Source organism: Affinundibacterium amnicola (assembly GCF_014284275.1).
Classification (GTDB): Bacteria; Pseudomonadota; Gammaproteobacteria; order Burkholderiales; family Burkholderiaceae_D; genus Undibacterium; species Undibacterium amnicola.
In genome coordinates this window covers 713106-731606 of the sequence record NZ_JACOFU010000002.1, presented here as the reverse complement: position 1 = coordinate 731606, position 18501 = coordinate 713106, and the positions used below count along the sequence as shown (strand labels likewise).

Below are 18501 nucleotides of genomic sequence, written 5' to 3'. Positions count from 1 at the left end.
AGATAGCATTGAACCACTGACGGCGCGTTTTACTATTGCCTAGTTCAGCGACACTTCATGACTTAAACTGCACGGTTCACAATCTAAGCGTTCATATCAGGTCAACACGCCCTAGTCCGCATGAATTTGAAGTCGATGTGACAGCAAGGTATCGAGAGGCATAAAGCAGGCTTGATTACGGCCTTGTTGTTTGGCTTTGTATAAAGCGGTATCTGCCGCATCAATTAAGGTCGAAACTTCGCGATGCTGGTTGGGATCGTAAGTGCTAAATCCAATACTAATACTGATGATTTTGTTTGATTTTGATTTCAAATGCGGTAGCGCTAATTGATTCACCGCAGCGATGAGTTTTTTCGCAAAGTCCATACCGTGTTCATCGCTCATATTCGGCAAAATCAGCACAAATTCCTCACCGCCATATCTGGCCAACATATCAGAAGAGCGCGATAGTTGTGATTTTAAAGCGGCCGCAACTTGTACCAGTACTTTGTCACCAGCAGGGTGGCCATAGTAATCATTGTACTGTTTGAAGTAATCAATATCGACCATGAAAACCGATAAAGGATGTTTTTGACGTATTGCCTGGCCAAGAGAAATTTTATAATGTTCGTCGAAAAAACGGCGATTATAAAGTCCGGTTAGACTATCTGTGGTCGCATCTTTTTTCAAAACTTCTGAATGCGAACGTAGCATTTTTTCGCGACGAATCGAGGTGCTGGAGTCGGTCACCTGAATTAAACAAGTGTGGCCAGCCTGTTCACTAACTAATGGTGTGATGGTGATGGACTGGTGGATCGCTAATTGATTCTTGAAACTTTCGTCTATCGAAAACAAAGGCAGCGGCGAGCGATGCAAGGCGTTTGATAATACCGCAGGTAAACCATAACTCATTGAATTGCGTAATGCCGACAAAAATGCCGCACTTGGCGCCACTGGAAAAATATCACCGATCTTTTGACCAAGGGCATTTTCACTGGTGATGCCTGAGTGTTTTTCTAACCAGGTATTCCACAATAAGATTTCTTCGTTGGCATTGACCACGATTAAGCCAATACTTAGGCTATCAAAAATCTTACTTTGGTAATGTTCTACAAAATTCATTCAATATTTCCTAAAAACAGCTCCAATTGCTGCACTAAACTACGAAGTGACATCGAACTTAGCAAGAAAATTAAATGTCCTTCGGAATGACGTTTCTCGATTGAAAGGTCAATATGTAAAACCAAAATATAGGGTTGATCGGCTGAGCTTTGCAGACTTTTGAAAATATCTTCGGTGGATGCAATGCGATAATCTGGTAATGAACTATTGAGGGAAATGTGTAGCATATCAGCCATCGCAGACAAGCAAGCATTCAGAATAATATTACCGAGCTCGCACATGGCTTCTTGTTCGAATTCAGCCAGCTCTTCTATGCTCATTTGTGAGCCCATCATATCGCGCACAATTTCCAGCGCGTGACTCTCGGTAAACAGCAGTAGTGCTTGTGCGTCAAAAGGACCAGAGAAATGTTGGCTAACTACGCCAAATTTCATACTACTTAAATCCATGATGCTGGCGTCGACTTCAGAACTCTTTTTGATTTCCACAGAGGGAACAGAAAGTTTGACTTCGTCGCCGACAATTTCACTCAAACTGGCCGCAGCACGACCCGCGCCGACATTAAATACTTCAGCCAGTGCGTCGAGATGGAGTTCGCTTAGACTATCCACAATTATCCTAAAAAGTAATGCAATGCTTCTGCGATCGATTTTTCTGTGATGGGTTTCGCGACGAAAATTGCGCCCATCGCAGTGGCTCTATCTTGAAAGCTTTCTTGAATATTGGCAGAAAAAATAACGACCCGAATTGTTGGGTTGTCTCCTAAAATAATTTCCGCTGCTTCTGTGCCTAACATGCCTGGCATGTTGATATCCATCGTACAAAAATCTGGCTGATGTTCTTTCACCATCGCAATGCCTTCAGCACCCGTACTTGCTTCGATGATTTCCCAATCAGGCTGTACCGCTAAAACTCTGGCACGAATAATCATACGGGACACTTTGCTGTCATCAACAACTAACAATTTTTTGATTGTCGTAGCACTTGTCATGGATTTGTCCTGTTAGTAATGGGTAGTTCAGAATAGTCGCATTTTAACCCAAGCGCTTCTTTTTTAAAAAAATAGACTTAGTTATACCTTAGATTTTCGGTGGTGTTTGTTACTTATTGTTTCTTTTTGGCGAAAGTTTTTTGGCTACTTAATCGTCGCCATAATGTGGTGCGGCTGATCCCTAGATGTCGTGCAACTTCTTCCCGATTATTGTTGAATTTTCTCATTAAATTATCTAGGCAATCCTCGTCATTGGAAAGCGCCGTTGTCACTGATGTGGCTGCTACTTGATTGTTGCCCGTTGTTGCGGTGGTAGTTGCTGTCGTAGTTGCTTGGGCACTTGCTGTAATTGTTGCTGAGATTGGTGCTTGTAACTCTGGCAGTAGTTTGGATAAATAATTCGGCGTAATGGCTTGTAAGGGGGCAGCTGAAAGATGCAGGGCTAAGCGTTCCATGACATTGCGTAGTTCCCGTACGTTGCCCGGCCAGCTGTACTGCTGTAGTACATCGTGGCAGTGGGCGACTTCGACCTGCGAATTTGGATGTGGACGGCTGCCAATGGCAGCACAAGCTTGTTTGAGGCTCCACTGTGCCAGTGCAAGTAAATCTTCAGGGCGCTCACGTAATGCAGGCAGGCGTAGACGCAACACCGCAAGTCGATAAAACAGATCGACACGAAATCGGCCTTCGCGTATGCGTTGTTCCAGATCACAATGGGTGGCGCTGATAATACGAATGTCCACAGGAATCGGTCGCACACCGCCAACGCGTACGACTTCTCTTTCCTCTAACACCCGCAATAATCGTGTTTGTAAATTGAGCGGCATTTCGCCGATCTCATCTAGAAATAAGGTGCCGCGGTGCGCGGCTTCAAATAGTCCAGCGTGACCGCCGCGTCGTGAGCCGGTAAATGCACCTTCTTCGTAACCAAATAATTCTGATTCCAATAGGGACTCTGCGATTGCGCCACAATTGACGGCGACGAATGACTGTCTTGCCCGCGAACTTTCTTTATGGATAGCTTGTGCTGCGAGCTCTTTACCTGTGCCAGTTTCGCCTTGCAATAGAACAGTGGCGGGAGAGCGTGCGTATAGCATGATGGATTGGCGGACATCTTGCATCAATTCAGAGTCGCCACGCAGATCTTTAATGCTATGGCGTGCACGTAATTCGCCAACAGGTTGTTGCCTGCCTTTTGATGCTTCGAGTCGGGTGAGTCTAGAAATTTCAATCGCGTCATCAAATGCCTGACGGATCGATCCTGCTGAATACATAAAGATACCAGTGAGGCCAGCTTCTTCCGCCAGATCGGTAATTAAGCCAGCGCCAACGATTGCTTGAATGCCCATTGCTTTGAGCTCGCTGATCTGACTTTTCGCATCCTCTTCGGTCACGTAAGTTCTTTGCTCAACCTGAAATCCAAAGGTCGTTTTGAAATCAAGTAATTCGGGCATGGTTTCTTGATACGTGACGATGGCGATTTGACGTGATACTTTGCGTGCCCTAGCTAAAGCTTGCATCACATCGAAACCACTTGCCTTGGCGATTACGACCGGAATCGGTAAGCGATTTCTCAGATAGGCACCATTCGAGCCAGCCGCAATCACTGCATCGCAGCGCTCGGTTTGCAGGCGTTCACGTAGTACCTGAGCCGCCTCTTCGAAGCCAAGATGAATCGGTTCTATATCGGCGCTGGCATCGTATTCCACCATGATGTCGCGGAATAAATCAAACAAACGAGAAATGGAAACCGTCCAAATGATCGGTTTGTCTTGGGGGTCGCGTGGGATTGGTGGGCGTCGGCTCATGGGCTTTTGGAGGTGCTAATGTGATGAAGTGTTTCAATTGATGCGAATCTCGTGTTTCAAATTATGTTTCATTTATGTTTCATCTGCAACGCCTTTGTGCAACGTAGTCGAGTGTTTTACTCAAGTTTTCTCTATGTTGATTTTTCCTAAGCTATTGATTTTTAAAGATTCTATAATTAATTTTGTCAGTATCCTTTCTCTTTAGCGGTATTGGCACGCGCTTTGCAATGCCATTAGCATCCAAACAAAAGGAAAAGAACATGTCCCAATATTCCGCAGGTGCTGCCTTCCGCAAGGCGATGCAAGAAGAATCTCCATTACAAGTGGTTGGCGCAATTAATGCCAATCATGCTTTATTAGCAAAACGCGCAGGTTTTAAGGCGATTTATTTGTCGGGTGGCGGTGTCGCTGCTGGTTCCTTGGGTTTGCCCGATCTCGGTATCTCTAACCTCGATGATGTATTGACCGACGTGCGTCGAATTACGGATGTGTGTGATTTGCCTTTGTTAGTGGATGTGGATACCGGTTTTGGTTCATCCGCTTTCAACGTGGCACGCACAGTTAAATCGATGATTAAGTTTGGTGCTGCAGCGATGCATATTGAAGATCAGGTTGGCGCGAAACGTTGTGGTCATCGTCCGGGTAAAGAAATCGTCAGCAAACAAGAAATGGTCGATCGCGTGAAAGCCGCGGTTGATGCACGCACTGATGAAAATTTCGTCATCATGGCGCGTACTGATGCTTTAGCTGTCGAAGGCTTAGAAGCAGCGATAGATCGTGCCTTAGCTTGCGTAGAGGCGGGCGCTGACATGATTTTCCCAGAAGCGATCACTGAGCTGGCAATGTACAAACAATTTGCCAATTTAGTCAAAGTACCTATCCTCGCGAATATCACCGAATTCGGTTCCACACCTTTGTACACGGTAGAAGAATTAGCTTCTGCTGATGTTGGTTTGGTGCTGTATCCACTGAGTGCTTTCCGCGCGATGAATAAGGCTGCGGAAAATGTCTACAGCGCGATTCGTCGTGATGGCACGCAAAAGAATGTTGTCGATACTATGCAGACGCGTATGGAGCTCTACGAACGCATTAACTATCACGATTTTGAACAAAAATTGGATGCATTGTTTGCGCAGCAAAAGGCGAAGTAACTGGTTTGAATTAATTTAAAAAGTACATTCCTATCGTCTGAAGTGTAGTGATGTGTTAACTCCCTCCCCCTTGAAGGGGGAGGAGCTTCAGACAAGAGACGATAGCGAAATAAAGACACACATACCTTCGGAGAAAGAACATGACCACACAAGAAACCCCAACATTTAAACCAAAAAAATCCGTAGCCTTATCCGGCGTTGCTGCTGGTAACACCGCGCTATGCAGCGTAGGTAAAACTGGTAACGATTTGCACTACCGCGGTTACGATATTCTAGACGTGGCAGATAATTGCGAATTCGAAGAAATCGCGCATTTGCTGGTGCACGGTAAATTGCCAACAGCAGCGGAATTATCTGCCTACAAAGCAAAATTAAAATCTTTACGCGGCTTGCCAGCGAACTTGAAATTAGCTTTGGAAGCCTTGCCAGCATCCTCACACCCTATGGACGTAATGCGTACGGGCTCATCCGTATTGGGTTGCACGCTGCCAGAAAAAGATGACCACAATACCCCAGGTGCACGCGATATCGCTGATCGTTTGATGGCGTCATTCGGTTCTATGCTTTTGTATTGGTACCACTTCAGCCACAACGGCAAACGCATCGATGTGGAAACGGATGATGATTCCATCGGTGGACATTTCCTGCATCTCTTGCACGGCGAAAAACCAAAAGCTTCTTGGGTACGTGCGATGCACACTTCTTTGATTTTGTACGCAGAGCATGAGTTCAATGCATCAACATTCACCAGCCGCGTGATCGCGGGTACAGGTTCCGATATTCATTCCGCCATCACTGGCGCGATTGGTGCCTTGCGTGGTCCTAAACATGGCGGTGCAAACGAAGTGGCGTTTGAAATTCAAAAGCGTTACGACAATCCCGATGAAGCAGAAGCGGATATCAAACGTCGTGTAGAAAACAAAGAAGTCGTGATCGGTTTCGGTCACCCTGTGTACACCGTGTCTGATCCACGTAATAAAGTCATCAAAGAAGTGGCGCGTACTTTGTCAGTCGAAGCTGGCTCCACCAAAATGTATGACATCGCTGAACGCTTAGAAACGGTGATGTGGGATATCAAAAAAATGTTCCCGAATCTGGATTGGTTCTCTGCAGTTTCTTATCATGTGATGGGCGTACCAACCGCAATGTTCACACCATTGTTCGTGATCGCACGTACTTCAGGCTGGTCGGCTCATATCATTGAACAGCGTATCGATAACAAGATTATTCGTCCAAGTGCGAATTATGTGGGGCCTGAGGATTTGGCGTTTGTGGCGTTAAGAGATCGTAAGTAAATTTGGATGGCTTTAGAACCCCTCAACGCTGAGACGCAGAGGCGCAGAGGAGCGCAGAGGTTAATGATGAGCGAGTCTTGATGAAGTCTCCCTCCCCTTCAAGGGGAGGGTTGGGGTGGGGATGGATTTCTGTTGTGCGAGATAAAACCCTATCCTCCTCCCAACCTCCCCCCCTCTTCTTGAAGGGGGGAGGAGTGACAAAATAACTCCTACATTGCTCAGCGTTTCGGCGTTGATGGGTTTAAAAAAATAATTGGAAAAACTATGAACACACAATTCCGCAAAAACCTTCCCGGTACTTCACTCGATTACTTCGATGCACGTGAAGCCGTCGATGCCATCGAAGCCGGTGCCTACGCCAAGCTGCCATACACGTCACGTGTCCTCGCAGAAAATCTAGTACGTCGTTGCGACCCTGCGACTTTGACGGATTCCTTAAAGCAGTTCATAGAACGCAAGCGTGATCTGGATTTCCCGTGGTTTCCAGCACGCGTGGTGTGCCACGATATTCTCGGTCAAACAGCTTTGGTCGATTTGGCGGGTTTGCGTGATGCGATTGCTGATCAAGGTGGCGATCCGGCGCAGGTGAATCCTGTGGTGCCGGTGCAGTTGATCGTTGATCATTCACTCTCAGTTGAGTGCGGTGGTTTTGATCCGCAAGCCTTTGAAAAGAATCGTGCGATTGAAGATAGACGCAATGAAGATCGTTTTCACTTCATTAACTGGACCAAGCTCGCATTTAAAAACATGGAAGTGATCCCGCCGGGTAACGGCATCATGCATCAGATTAATCTGGAGCGTATGTCACCGGTAGTCCAATCACAAAATGGCGTGGCTTTTCCTGATACTTTAGTTGGTACCGATAGTCATACACCACACGTCGATGCACTGGGTGTGATCGCAATTGGTGTTGGTGGCCTGGAAGCAGAAAACGTCATGTTAGGTCGCGCATCTTGGATGCGTTTGCCCGATATTATCGGTGTCGAACTGAGCGGTAAGCCACAACCAGGTATTACTGCAACTGACATCGTTTTGGCACTCACAGAATTTTTGCGCAAATCAAAAGTGGTCGGCGCTTATCTTGAATTCTACGGCAGCGGTGCGGCAGCATTGACGCTCGGTGATCGTGCTACGATTTCGAATATGGCACCTGAGTATGGTGCCACCGCGGCGATGTTCAGTATCGATCAACAAACCATCGATTACTTGAAATTGACGGGGCGTGAAGACGCACAAGTCGCTTTGGTAGAAACTTACGCCAAAGTTGCTGGCCTGTGGTCAGACTCCTTAGTAACAGCCGAATATGAACGCGTACTGCAATTTGATTTGTCATCGGTAGTACGCAATATGGCGGGTCCATCGAATCCACATGCGCGTGTCGCAACAGCAGATTTATCTGCCAAAGGCATCGCAGCAGCGTGGGATGACGTGCCAGGCCAAATGCCAGATGGCGCGGTCATCATCGCTGCGATTACCAGTTGCACCAATACTTCAAACCCACGTAATGTGATTGCCGCCGGCCTATTAGCACGCAACGCCAATCGTCTTGGTTTAACGCGCAAGCCTTGGGTGAAATCATCCTTAGCGCCTGGCTCTAAAGCAGTGACTTTGTATCTGGAAGAAGCAGGCTTGATGTCTGATTTGGAAGCGCTTGGTTTTGGCGTTGTCGCTTACGCTTGCACATCCTGTAATGGCATGTCTGGCGCACTTGATCCAGTGATTCAACAAGAGATTATTGACCGCGATTTGTATGCGACTGCCGTGTTATCTGGTAATCGTAATTTTGACGGCCGTATTCATCCTTATGCCAAACAAGCTTTCCTCGCTTCGCCACCTTTGGTAGTAGCCTACGCGATTGCTGGCACGATACGTTTCGATATCGAGAAAGATGTATTGACGGTAGTCGATGGCAAAGAAATACGCTTGAAAGATATCTGGCCGACCGATGAAGAGATCGATGCGATTGTGAAGTCCAGCGTCAAACCTGAGATGTTCCGCAAAGTGTATGAGCCTATGTTCGCGATCTCGACTGAACAAGTAGCTAGCGTCGCACCTTTGTATGATTGGCGTGCGCCATCCACTTACATCCGTCGCCCGCCGTATTGGGAGGGTGCTTTGGCAGGTGAGCGTACGATGAAAGGCATGCGTGCTTTGGCGGTATTGGGCGATAACATCACGACCGACCACTTATCGCCATCCAACGCGATTATGCTAGACAGCGCGGCAGGTGCTTATTTGGCCAAGATGGGTTTGCCGGAAGAAGACTTCAATTCTTACGCAACCCATCGCGGCGATCACTTAACTGCACAACGCGCTACCTTCGCTAATCCCACTTTGAAAAATGAAATGGTGCGCGATGCCGATGGCAAGATCAAAGCCGGTTCACTGGCACGCATAGAACCAGAAGGCACAGTCACGCGCATGTGGGAAGCGATAGAAACCTACATGGAACGTAAGCAACCACTGATCATTATTGCTGGTGCTGATTACGGTCAAGGTTCTTCACGCGACTGGGCGGCGAAGGGCGTGCGCTTGGCGGGCGTGGAAGTGATTGTAGCGGAAGGTTTTGAGCGTATCCATCGCACGAATCTGATCGGTATGGGTGTGTTGCCGCTCGAATTTAAAGTCGGCGTGAATCGTTTGACCTTAGGCTTGGATGGTACAGAAACCTATGACGTGATTGGTGAACGAACCCCACGTACGACTTTGACTTTGGTTGTTCATCGTAAAAATGGTGAGCGTGTAGAAGTGCCTGTAACCTGTCGTTTAGATACGGCGGAAGAAGTGTCGATTTACGAAGCGGGTGGGGTGTTGCAACGTTTTGCTCAGGATTTTTTGGAGTCGACGAAGAATGTTTAGCCGATGAAATAAGCCCTTCTCCCGCAAGCGGGAGAAGGGTTGGGATGAGGGTGGTTGATTATTGATACTATTAATTGTTCGCTGAACAATTTGAGATTTGATTGAGATCTTTTTCGACCTATAGTGCAGTCTGAACATCCCTCACCCTAACCCTCTCCCGCTTGCGGGAGAGGGGACTTTAAAGCCAATACAAAAGGAAAAATGATGCTCCATCAACCCCAAATAAAAATCCCCGCAGTCTACATGCGCGGCGGCACCAGCAAAGGCGTGTTCTTCCGCGTGCAGGATTTGCCTGAAGCGGCACAGCAAGCGGGTGCAGCACGCGATGCCTTGTTACTGCGCGTGATCGGTAGCCCCGATCCGTATGGCAAACAAATCGATGGTATGGGGGGCGCAACGTCAAGTACATCCAAAACGGTCTTACTTGCCAAAAGCAGTAAACCCGATCACGACGTTGACTACTTGTTTGGCCAAGTTTCGATCGACAAAGCCTTCGTCGATTGGAGCGGTAACTGCGGCAATTTATCCGCAGCGGTAGGCTCTTGTGCAATCAGTATGGGCTTGGTCGACAATGTACCGCAAAACGGTATTGCTGTTGTGCGTATCTGGCAAGCGAATATCAGCAAAACCATCATCGCCCATGTGCCGATGACGAATGGTGAAGTGCAAGAGACTGGTGACTTTGAACTCGACGGCGTGACTTTCCCCGCCGCCGAAGTGCAATTGGAATTTATGGACCCAGCCGCCGAAGAAGAAGGCGCTGGCGGTTCTATGTTCCCGACTGGAAATCTGATCGATGATTTAGAGGTGCCAGACATAGGCACGCTGAAGGCGACCATGATTAATGCGGGCATTCCAACGATTTTTGTGAATGCCGAAGAAATCGGCTACATCGGTACTGAATTACAAGACGTAATCAATAGCGATGCTGCAGCCTTAGCGAAGTTCGAAACCATTCGTGCCTATGGTGCGGTGCGTATGGGTTTGATCAAACATATCGATGAAGCCGCTAAGCGTCAACATACACCAAAAGTTGCTTTTGTCGCCAAACCTTTGGATTATGTTTCCTCAAGCGGAAAACAGGTCCATGCGAACGAAATTGATTTGTGTGTACGTGCTATGTCTATGGGAAAACTTCATCACGCGATGATGGGAACTGCTGCTGTTGCCATTGGTACTGCGGCGGCGATTCCTGGTACTTTGGTGAATATCGCCGCAGGCGGTGGAGCTTTGTCTGCTGTCCGATTTGGTCATCCTTCTGGAACCTTGCGGGTTGGGGCTGAGGCACAGTTGGTTGGTGGTGAGTGGAATGTTACTAAGGCTAGTATGAGTCGTAGTGCGCGGGTTTTGATGGAGGGGTTTGTTCGGGTGCCTGGTGATTGTTTTTGAGTTTGCTGTTTTGAATTGAGGCCTGTAGGTCGGGTGTGGCCCGACAGCCACTTCCTTTCTTTGCTTCGCCAAAGAAAGGAAGCAAAGAAAGGCGACCACGCTGCCACTGCCCTTCGGGTTCCCAATTGTGCAAGACAAAAAATGGGAAAGCTTCGAAACTCGCTTCGCTCAAACAACGAAGCTTTCTTTATCCATTTTCTGTCTTGCACAATTGGCAGTGTCAGAAGTGGATGAAGGTCAAAATCAACAACAACATCAAAAGCAACGGCAACATCAAAACAAGCAGTACCGATAGACATCCATTTTTCTATGAGCAGTTGTAGGTCGTTGTTTTTGACTTGCCCCCGTTTGAGACGATGTAATTTGTGCGTCACAGAAAATGGATAAGAAAGTGTTGTTGTTTGAGCGAAGCGAGTTTCAACACTTTCCCATTTTTTGTGATGCACAAATTATGCTGAAGCGTAGCGCAAGCACCCCGCAGGGGCGAGTCTACGGTCGCCTTTCTTTTGCTTACTTTTTCTTTGGCGAAGCAAAGAAAAGTAAGTAGCTGTCGGGCTACCCCCGACCAGAGGAAGCTGATTAACCGCGGAATTAAATCATTCCAACGAAAAGATGAAGTGAGAATCACAAATTTTGATGTAGTACAAAAGGCGATTAACTAAAACGAACAACAATCAACAAAACGCCAAAAATAATTCAACGTAAAAACGCTATAAAAACTGGAGACAAAATGAACTACCAAGATTTTTATCAAGCCTCAATTCAAGACCCCACCAGCTTTTGGGACACACAAGCCCAACTCATCAGCTGGCACAAACCCTATACTCAAGTACTCGATCACAGCAAACCACCATTCGCCAAATGGTTTGTCGGTGGCGAAACCAATCTTTGTTATAACGCGATTGATCGTTGGTTGGAGACACAGTCAGATAAGGCAGCATTGATCGCCATTTCGACTGAAACCAATTCCGAGAAAACTTACAGCTTTGCTGAACTACATGTTGAAGTGCAATGCATGGCAGCGATGATGTTAGATCTCGGAGTCAAGCAGGGCGATAGAGTTCTCATCTATATGCCCATGATTGCCGAAGCCGCATTTGCCATGTTGGCTTGTGCGCGCATCGGTGCTGTGCATTCCGTGGTGTTCGGTGGCTTCGCCTCCAAGAGTTTAGCAACACGTATTGATGATGCTAAACCCGTATTGGTGGTGTCTGCCGACGCCGGGATGCGTGGCGGTAAGGCGGTGCCTTACAAACCTTTGCTGGATGAAGCAATTCAGTTGGCCGAGCATAAACCTGCAAAAGTCCTGTTGGTGAATCGTGGTCTCGACGCGATGAATATTGTTGCAGGTCGCGATGAAGATTACGCAGCATTACGTGAGCAACACATGGACGCGCAAGTGCCCGTGACCTGGCTGGAATCGAATGAGATGTCTTATGTGCTCTACACTTCTGGCACGACTGGTAAGCCGAAAGGTGTACAGCGCGATGTCGGTGGTTATGCGGTGGCGCTGGCTTCCTCGATGAAAAATATTTTCTGCGGCAATCCGGGCGAAACCTATTTCGCGACTTCCGATATCGGTTGGGTTGTCGGCCATTCTTACATTGTTTATGGCCCGCTGATTGCAGGTATGGCGACGATTATGTACGAAGGCACACCGATACGCCCTGATGCTGGTGTGTGGTGGAGTATCGTCGAGAAATACAAAGTCACGCGCATGTTCTCAGCGCCGACGGCAGTTCGTGTGCTGAAAAAACACCCGGTCGAGTTGATGAAGAAATATGATATTTCTTCGCTCAAAGCACTTTATTTGGCCGGCGAGCCACTCGATGAAACGACTTCAAATTGGATCGCGACTGAGCTGGGTGTGCCGATTATTGATAACTACTGGCAGACCGAAACTGGCTGGCCTATTCTTTCCGTTGCGCGCGGCGTTGAACACAACGATACGCGTCTCGGTAGTCCAGGCATCGCGATGTACGGCTACAACGTGACCATTATTAACGAAGCCACAGGTGCGGTTTGCGATGCAAATGAAAAAGGTGTGGTGGCGATTAAAGGGCCATTGCCACCGGGCTGCATGCAAACCATTTACGGTGACGACGCACGTTTTGTACAAACCTACTGGTCTAACTTCGCGCACGATCAACTGTATTCAACTTTCGATTGGGGCATACGTGATGAAGATGGTTATTTCTTTATTTTAGGACGTACCGATGACGTGATTAATGTGGCAGGACATCGCCTTGGCACACGTGAAATCGAAGAAAGTATCTCCAGTCATCCGCAAATTTCAGAGGTCGCGGTGGTGGGTATTGAAGATAAATTGAAAGGCCAGGTCGCGGTAGCATTTGCCATTATTAAAAATCCAGAACGTGCAGCGACACCTGAGTTAGCAAAAGCTTTGGAGGCCGAAGTGATGGCCGTGGTTGATAAGCAATTAGGCGCCGTGGCGCGTCCAGCGCGTGTTTATTTTGTGGCGATGTTACCGAAAACCCGTTCAGGAAAATTACTGCGCCGTTCGATACAGGCGGTATGTGAAGGCCGTGATGCGGGTGACTTGACGACAATCGAAGATCCACAATCCCTGCAACAAATTAAAAACGCCTTAGGACAGTAAGAACGGTTTGAATAAAAAATAAGCCCAGCAATCAATTTCTGCTGGGCTCATTATTTTTAGAGTAGAAGTGTAATCAAGGTTTGCTCAAGTATTTTTGTGTAATCACTTTTGCCAATTCCTGCATCGCTAATTGATTTCCTTCTTTGCCAAAATGCCAGTCTCCCTCGCGTACATTCAATGCTTGCTCGCTCTCGATTTTGAGGGGGATGAGTTGATCGGCTAATGGTGACTTTTTCAAATGGCGCAACCAATCCGAACCATCATAGGTAAAGTAGGTATTGGTCTTCAAATTCTTGATGCATCTTATTTCACGGAACGCTGCGTCTAGGTCGTTTCTGTAGGTATGCACGATATTAAAACTGGCACCGTGTTGCTGGCTGACTTTGGCAATCTCTTGAAACAAGCGATGAGTAATGGCTATTGAGTATTCTTCACGCGGCGACAGATGTGTCAAATAAGGTGAGAAATGGTTGCGGCCACCTTCCACGTCTTCTTCCGTCACGATAGTGTAGGCGCGTTCTCCTTTGCGATAGGCTTCTATGACTTCCTGTTCGATGACTTCATTTTTTGGACAAGTTTCTGGCGCAGTCGCCACTCGATCGGTGGAAGGTAATTTTGCTAGCCAATGATTTAAATGAATTTGTTCAATTGAGCTTTTTTCGTCTTTGTCTTGACTACTCAAGGCGACACCCAAGAGCGTCAGTAACTTCCATTCGAAACTTGCAGGTATCACCGCTTTGAGCTTCTCACCATCCAAGGTATAGGTTGGTTTTAGCTTGCCTGCTTCGAGTGTGATGCTGCGGTCGATAAACGTATTTTCCCAGTAGTCATTGACCGGTGTGGTCCATACCAGAACCGCATTGGCACGATATTTTTCGAAGTACTTTGTCAGCCAGAGTAGTTGCTGATCTTGTCCCCAACCAGCAGAGGCGATCGAAAAAACTTTCACTTTGTCGCGACCTGACTGTACTTTGATGGCTTTTTCTAAAAGCCCTTCGGGCATGTTTTCGAACACCTGCGTTCCCGCTTCGGTTTGTGAATCGCCGACCAATACAACGACGAAGTCTTCATCGGTGTAAGCGATATTTTGTCCGCGTAGGCCGAGTTGATTCGTGTGTTGATCATGTTGATTCATGGGGCCACGATAAGGGCTTTCGTCCCATTTCCAACCGTGTTTTGGAGTGGCGGGGAAATCTGCAAAATGCAGTGCCGTTTCCGCAATGCCTAAGACAATGGCGATGGAGATTATCGATAGTAATAAATTTTTTAGAAGCTTCATCATGTTTAATCTAGTTCGAACGCGTTTTCGTAACTGATTTTCAAAGCAGGGTTTTGTTTTTCTTTTTTGAGATAACAATTGCCAATCGCTAAGCGCTCAATATCGGTGCCCATAAAACATTTGAAAGCTTCTTCTGGTGTATTCACAATGGGTTCACCACGCACGTTAAAACTGGTATTGACTAAAATAGGGCAGCCAGTCAGTTGTTTAAAGCTTGATAGCAAAGCGTGGTAGCGCGGATTGGTGTCGGCCGTTACTGTTTGCAGCCGAGCTGAATAATCCACATGCGTGACGGCAGGAATAGTGGAACGTGCTACCTTGAGTTTATCGATACCGAACAGATCTTTCTCTGCCTCGGGTGTTGCTATCCTTTGGCTTTCTTTGACTTCTGCTACCATCAGCATGTAGGGACTATCCGCGTCGAAATCAAACCATGTAGTGACGTCTTCGCGCAAAATCGACGGAGCAAATGGGCGGAAAGATTCGCGAAATTTGACCTTGAGATTGAGTGTGCTTTGCATATGTGGTGAGCGCGCATCACCAAGTATGGAACGAGCACCCAAAGCTCTGGGACCAAATTCCATACGACCTTGAAACCAGCCTATCGCGTTGCCCATTTGCAGATCATCGACACAATTGGCGATCAGCGTTGCCTCATCTAAAACCTCAAACTCGGCGCCTGCTGCTCGCAGGCGACTTTCGATATCGGCTTGAGCAAACTCTGGACCAAGATAACTGCCCCGCATATGATCAAAACCAATGCAAGGTTCGCGTTCTTGATCAAGATAGCCATGATAGGCAGCAAGCGCTGCGCCTAGCGCACCACCGGCATCACCTGCTGCTGGTTGTACCCAAATATTCTCAAAATGTTTGTCTTTAAAAATCTTGCCATTGGCGACACAGTTGAGCGCAACACCACCTGCCAAACATAAGTTTTTCAAGCCAGTTTCTTTGGCGACTTCTGCAACTAATAGACTGATCACTTGCTCGGTGGCGGCTTGTAAAGAAGCTGCCATATCCATGTGGGCTTGAGTTAATTCTTGTTCAGCTTTGCGCACCGATAATTGAAACAGTTCGCCAAAATGACGATTGGTCATGGTCAAGCCAGCACAGTAATCAAAATACTTCATATCCAGACGGAAGGAACCATCTGACTTGACATCGATTAAGTGCTTAAAAATGGTGTCGACATAGATCGGTCTCCCGTAGGGGGCCAGACCCATGACTTTATATTCGCCCGAATTGACTTTGAAACCCAAATGATAAGTGAAGGCCGAATACAGTAAGCCCAAGGAATGTGGAAAATGTATTTCCTTAATGACTTCCAGTTTTTTACCGCGGCCTATGGCTAAGGAACTAGTCGCCCACTCACCAACGCCATCTAAGGTTAATACTGCCGCCTCTTCGAAAGGCGAGGGGTAAAACGCGCTGGCGGCATGGCTGACATGGTGTTCGCCGAATAATAATTTATCTTCCCAATTGATCGTGGGAGAAAAATTCTTGAGCTCTTTTGCCAGCAAGTTTTTTAGAAACAGTTTTTCGCGTAACCAAACTGGCAGTGCTAGCCGGAACGAGGAAAAGCCTTTGGGGGCGAATGCCAGATAGGTTTCCAGCAGACGCTCAAATTTGAGGAAAGGTTTGTCATAAAATGCGACATAGTCCACTTCGTCCGCTTGTATGCCTGCTTGTGCCAAGCAAAATTGCAAAGCTTGTGCCGGGAATGCGGCATCGTGTTTTTTACGTGTGAAGCGTTCTTCTTGTGCCGCTGCGATGATGACACCATCACGTATCAGTGCCACAGCACTGTCGTGGTAATAAGCGGAAATACCGACAACAAACATAGGTGCTTAAAAAAGAGTGTAAATGAAAGGGGCGATGGCGCTACCTTGCGCTAATACGATGAGCGCACCGAGTAAGGCCATGACCATGAAAATGGGTAGCAGCCAGAATTTTTTGCGAGCACGCAAATAATTAAATAGTTCTTTAATAAATAACAAAATCGTGATCCTTGATTTGAAAATCGTTTGCGAATGTATAAAAAAAGATTGGGCGAATTCTCTGTTTAAACTATTGAATCTAAAAGAACGTTCTTTAAACAAATTTTTATTAAAACTGATCTTTCATGGATTTAGGATCTGGCCCTGGAACTTGTCTGTTCTTCCAATAACTTTCACAAGATGGATCGAATTTCAAGTCTAATGTTCGTTTTCCAATCAGGCGCATGACGAGCGCGAAGGGGGTGATCGCTAAGAAAAATACCAAACCTAAGGCAATAGGGCTGATAATTTTTGAAAGTATTTCGCCAAACTGCATCCATAAGATGTTTAATTGAGATAGGAGCCTTGGACGTAACAACGCAGGAATAAAAAATAATGCCGCCAAGAGTAGTGCCCAGTAGCGGATCGTCTGACTATGCAGAAGTGGAAACAATGCGATGATGAAGAAAAACGCGGACATGATGAGACCGAAATTTCGATCCGATGACCTGGCAATTTCTTTGGATGGCGGAGATTGCGAATGCATCTTGGTCAAACTCTGGTGAGGTTTAAGGTGACAAATCTTGTGTTTATTGTCAGGCAATCAAAAATAGCCCGTAGTATCGCATATTAAGCCTAGAGATGGCTAATGCTCAATGTCACATTTGAGGAAGAATTGCGAACAGAAAGTGCGTCACTAAACAGTTACTGTTCGCAACGTGCAGGAGATTTTTTGTTCAATACTACTCAGCTAAGTTTGATGTATGAATTGTCATTCCTAGATGATCTGCGATGCAATTGTCGAATTGGTGAATCATCAGTGCGAGTCACCAAAATGAATTAATAAGTCATGCAAAATGCGTGTACTTTACTTTTTGAATGCTTCAAATGATCAATGCCGCAGATAAGGTGATCACTTCGTCTTCGGACTCTTCCAAAATACTCAAGAGACTTCCTTCCCCCACCACAAAGTCAATTTCAGATTCGCAACGATTGGTTTCGGAATCAGTTCTCGTGTCTAAAGGGGAGACTGTTTTTGCGAGATCATTGGCTAGGAGTAAGGTATCGCCCAAGGTTTCCGGAGGCATTGCGTGCAATCCATACCACATCGCCTCGACAGCTTCGTTGACCTCGGTTGGTAAATTCAGATTTTTCAATACTGCGCGACCAATGATAGCGTCTTGTGATTCTTCTTTCGCAGCGGTTTCGCTGAATTCATCAAAGTTTTCGTCGTCATTTGCGCCAGATAAATCATCAGGCTCAAGCAAACAAGGAAATTCTTCTGCGCGTGAGAGCAAATAAAATCCACCAACTTCGTGCACAATGCCGGCGAACATTGCCGTATCAGGATTCAATTTTGTCACTCGTCTTGCGATGACTTGCGACAACGCAGCTACTTGCGCTGAGTGTTCCCATAATTGATTGATTTTTGCACGAATAATCGGATTTCTACTGGCGCCAGCAATTTGTCGCATCACGACCGAAGCGACTAATCCACGGAGTGTGTTAAAGCCCAGTCGGGCAATCGCCGAACGAACGTTGGTTACTTCAGAACCGCGTGAATACGCCGCACTGTTGGCGACGGCGACAACTTTCGCGGCGAGCAAAGGTTCGTTTAAAACAATTTTGGTGGCTGTATCAAGGCTGCAATCTGCGACATCGATCGCTTCTTGCACTTTGAGGGAGGTGGCGACACTCGCAGAGAAAATTAATTCACCTTGACGCGCTTGTTGCACCAGTAATGCTAGGGCTTCGGGTTTATTCATGACACAGTGTCGCTCCACGTAGAGAAAAACGCACTTCATCTCGCTTCAATTTACCCAGAAATACCACCTGAGCGTTCAGCACTTATTTGTCGATAAGTGAATCAGTCAAATTCTGTGCTTGATTATGCATTTCGTCAAATTACAATGTAGCAGATAAGCTTGCCTCTTGGAAATTTTATTTAAACTGTTGTATTTAAAGACAAGGTTTCTCAGTAATTTCTAATCAGTTTCGATTGCTTAACAATAATTTTTACAAAATTAATTGC

Annotated in this window: 14 protein-coding genes; 5 read left to right on the top strand and 9 right to left on the bottom strand. The window is 46.7% G+C overall.

Annotated elements, in window-relative coordinates:
- Positions 1-111 precede the first annotated feature (111 nt).
- From H8K33_RS07415 to prpR, 4 genes are all read right to left on the bottom strand, one after another.
- The gene (locus H8K33_RS07415) at positions 112-1101 is read right to left on the bottom strand and encodes a sensor domain-containing diguanylate cyclase (protein ID WP_186890337.1); all 990 of its coding nucleotides are present in this window, start codon (positions 1099-1101) and stop codon (positions 112-114) included.
- On the bottom strand, positions 1098-1712 hold the full coding sequence (locus tag H8K33_RS07410) for a chemotaxis protein CheC (RefSeq protein WP_186890336.1): 615 nt from the start codon (positions 1710-1712) through the stop codon (positions 1098-1100). Before H8K33_RS07410 ends, H8K33_RS07415 begins: the two co-directional genes overlap by 4 nt.
- A gap of 2 nt (positions 1713-1714) precedes the next feature.
- Positions 1715-2092, bottom strand: a complete 378-nt coding sequence (locus tag H8K33_RS07405) for a response regulator (protein ID WP_186890335.1) — start codon at positions 2090-2092, stop codon at positions 1715-1717.
- Between the two features lie 113 nt (positions 2093-2205).
- Positions 2206-3900 carry a propionate catabolism operon regulatory protein PrpR gene (gene prpR / locus H8K33_RS07400; RefSeq protein ID WP_186890334.1) on the bottom strand — a complete coding sequence of 565 codons (1695 nt, stop codon included), beginning with the start codon at positions 3898-3900 and terminating at the stop codon, positions 2206-2208.
- Between the two features lie 260 nt (positions 3901-4160).
- Here prpR and prpB point away from each other — a divergent pair, with 260 nt between their 5' ends.
- From prpB to H8K33_RS07375, 5 genes are all read left to right on the top strand, one after another.
- Positions 4161-5051: a methylisocitrate lyase gene (prpB, locus tag H8K33_RS07395; protein ID WP_186890333.1), complete on the top strand. Its 891-nt coding sequence runs from the start codon at positions 4161-4163 to the stop codon at positions 5049-5051.
- Between the two features lie 140 nt (positions 5052-5191).
- Positions 5192-6346, top strand: a complete 1155-nt coding sequence (gene prpC, locus H8K33_RS07390) for a bifunctional 2-methylcitrate synthase/citrate synthase (protein ID WP_186890332.1) — start codon at positions 5192-5194, stop codon at positions 6344-6346.
- A 264-nt stretch (positions 6347-6610) separates the two neighbouring features.
- Entirely contained in the window at positions 6611-9205 is a 2595-nt protein-coding gene (gene acnD / locus H8K33_RS07385; RefSeq protein ID WP_186890331.1) for a Fe/S-dependent 2-methylisocitrate dehydratase AcnD, read from the top strand.
- A 204-nt stretch (positions 9206-9409) separates the two neighbouring features.
- The gene (gene prpF, locus H8K33_RS07380) at positions 9410-10594 is read left to right on the top strand and encodes a 2-methylaconitate cis-trans isomerase PrpF (RefSeq protein WP_186890330.1); all 1185 of its coding nucleotides are present in this window, start codon (positions 9410-9412) and stop codon (positions 10592-10594) included.
- 694 nt (positions 10595-11288) lie between these two features.
- A complete protein-coding gene (locus H8K33_RS07375; protein WP_343043796.1) occupies positions 11289-13214 on the top strand; it encodes a propionate--CoA ligase in 1926 nt (641 codons plus the stop codon).
- A gap of 73 nt (positions 13215-13287) precedes the next feature.
- Here the strand turns inward: H8K33_RS07375 and H8K33_RS07370 are convergent, their stop codons facing one another.
- From H8K33_RS07370 to H8K33_RS07355, 5 genes are all read right to left on the bottom strand, one after another.
- Positions 13288-14496 carry a hypothetical protein gene (locus H8K33_RS07370; protein ID WP_222613325.1) on the bottom strand — a complete coding sequence of 403 codons (1209 nt, stop codon included), beginning with the start codon at positions 14494-14496 and terminating at the stop codon, positions 13288-13290.
- 2 nt (positions 14497-14498) lie between these two features.
- Positions 14499-16334, bottom strand: coding sequence for a carbamoyltransferase family protein (locus H8K33_RS07365; protein WP_186890327.1), 1836 nt, complete (start codon positions 16332-16334; stop codon positions 14499-14501).
- Between the two features lie 6 nt (positions 16335-16340).
- Positions 16341-16490: a DUF5989 family protein gene (locus H8K33_RS19725; RefSeq protein WP_222613324.1), complete on the bottom strand. Its 150-nt coding sequence runs from the start codon at positions 16488-16490 to the stop codon at positions 16341-16343.
- A gap of 109 nt (positions 16491-16599) precedes the next feature.
- Positions 16600-17016: an SxtJ family membrane protein gene (locus tag H8K33_RS07360; RefSeq protein ID WP_281387293.1), complete on the bottom strand. Its 417-nt coding sequence runs from the start codon at positions 17014-17016 to the stop codon at positions 16600-16602.
- A 337-nt stretch (positions 17017-17353) separates the two neighbouring features.
- Entirely contained in the window at positions 17354-18235 is an 882-nt protein-coding gene (locus tag H8K33_RS07355) for an HDOD domain-containing protein (RefSeq protein ID WP_186890325.1), read from the bottom strand.
- Between the last annotated feature and the right edge of the window lie 266 nt (positions 18236-18501).

Bases quoted from the DNA above. Each gene is read 5' to 3' on its own strand.
- H8K33_RS07415 (WP_186890337.1), bottom strand. From the start codon at position 1,101: ATGAATTTTGTAGAACATTACCAAAGTAAGATTTTTGATAGCCTAAGT.
- H8K33_RS07405 (WP_186890335.1), bottom strand. From the start codon at position 2,092: ATGACAAGTGCTACGACAATCAAAAAATTGTTAGTTGTTGATGACAGC.
- prpR (WP_186890334.1), bottom strand. From the start codon at position 3,900: ATGAGCCGACGCCCACCAATCCCACGCGACCCCCAAGACAAACCGATC.
- prpB (WP_186890333.1), top strand. From the start codon at position 4,161: ATGTCCCAATATTCCGCAGGTGCTGCCTTCCGCAAGGCGATGCAAGAA.
- prpC (WP_186890332.1), top strand. From the start codon at position 5,192: ATGACCACACAAGAAACCCCAACATTTAAACCAAAAAAATCCGTAGCC.
- acnD (WP_186890331.1), top strand. From the start codon at position 6,611: ATGAACACACAATTCCGCAAAAACCTTCCCGGTACTTCACTCGATTAC.
- prpF (WP_186890330.1), top strand. From the start codon at position 9,410: ATGCTCCATCAACCCCAAATAAAAATCCCCGCAGTCTACATGCGCGGC.
- H8K33_RS07370 (WP_222613325.1), bottom strand. From the start codon at position 14,496: ATGATGAAGCTTCTAAAAAATTTATTACTATCGATAATCTCCATCGCC.
- H8K33_RS07365 (WP_186890327.1), bottom strand. From the start codon at position 16,334: ATGTTTGTTGTCGGTATTTCCGCTTATTACCACGACAGTGCTGTGGCA.
- H8K33_RS07360 (WP_281387293.1), bottom strand. From the start codon at position 17,016: ATGCATTCGCAATCTCCGCCATCCAAAGAAATTGCCAGGTCATCGGAT.
- H8K33_RS07355 (WP_186890325.1), bottom strand. From the start codon at position 18,235: ATGAATAAACCCGAAGCCCTAGCATTACTGGTGCAACAAGCGCGTCAA.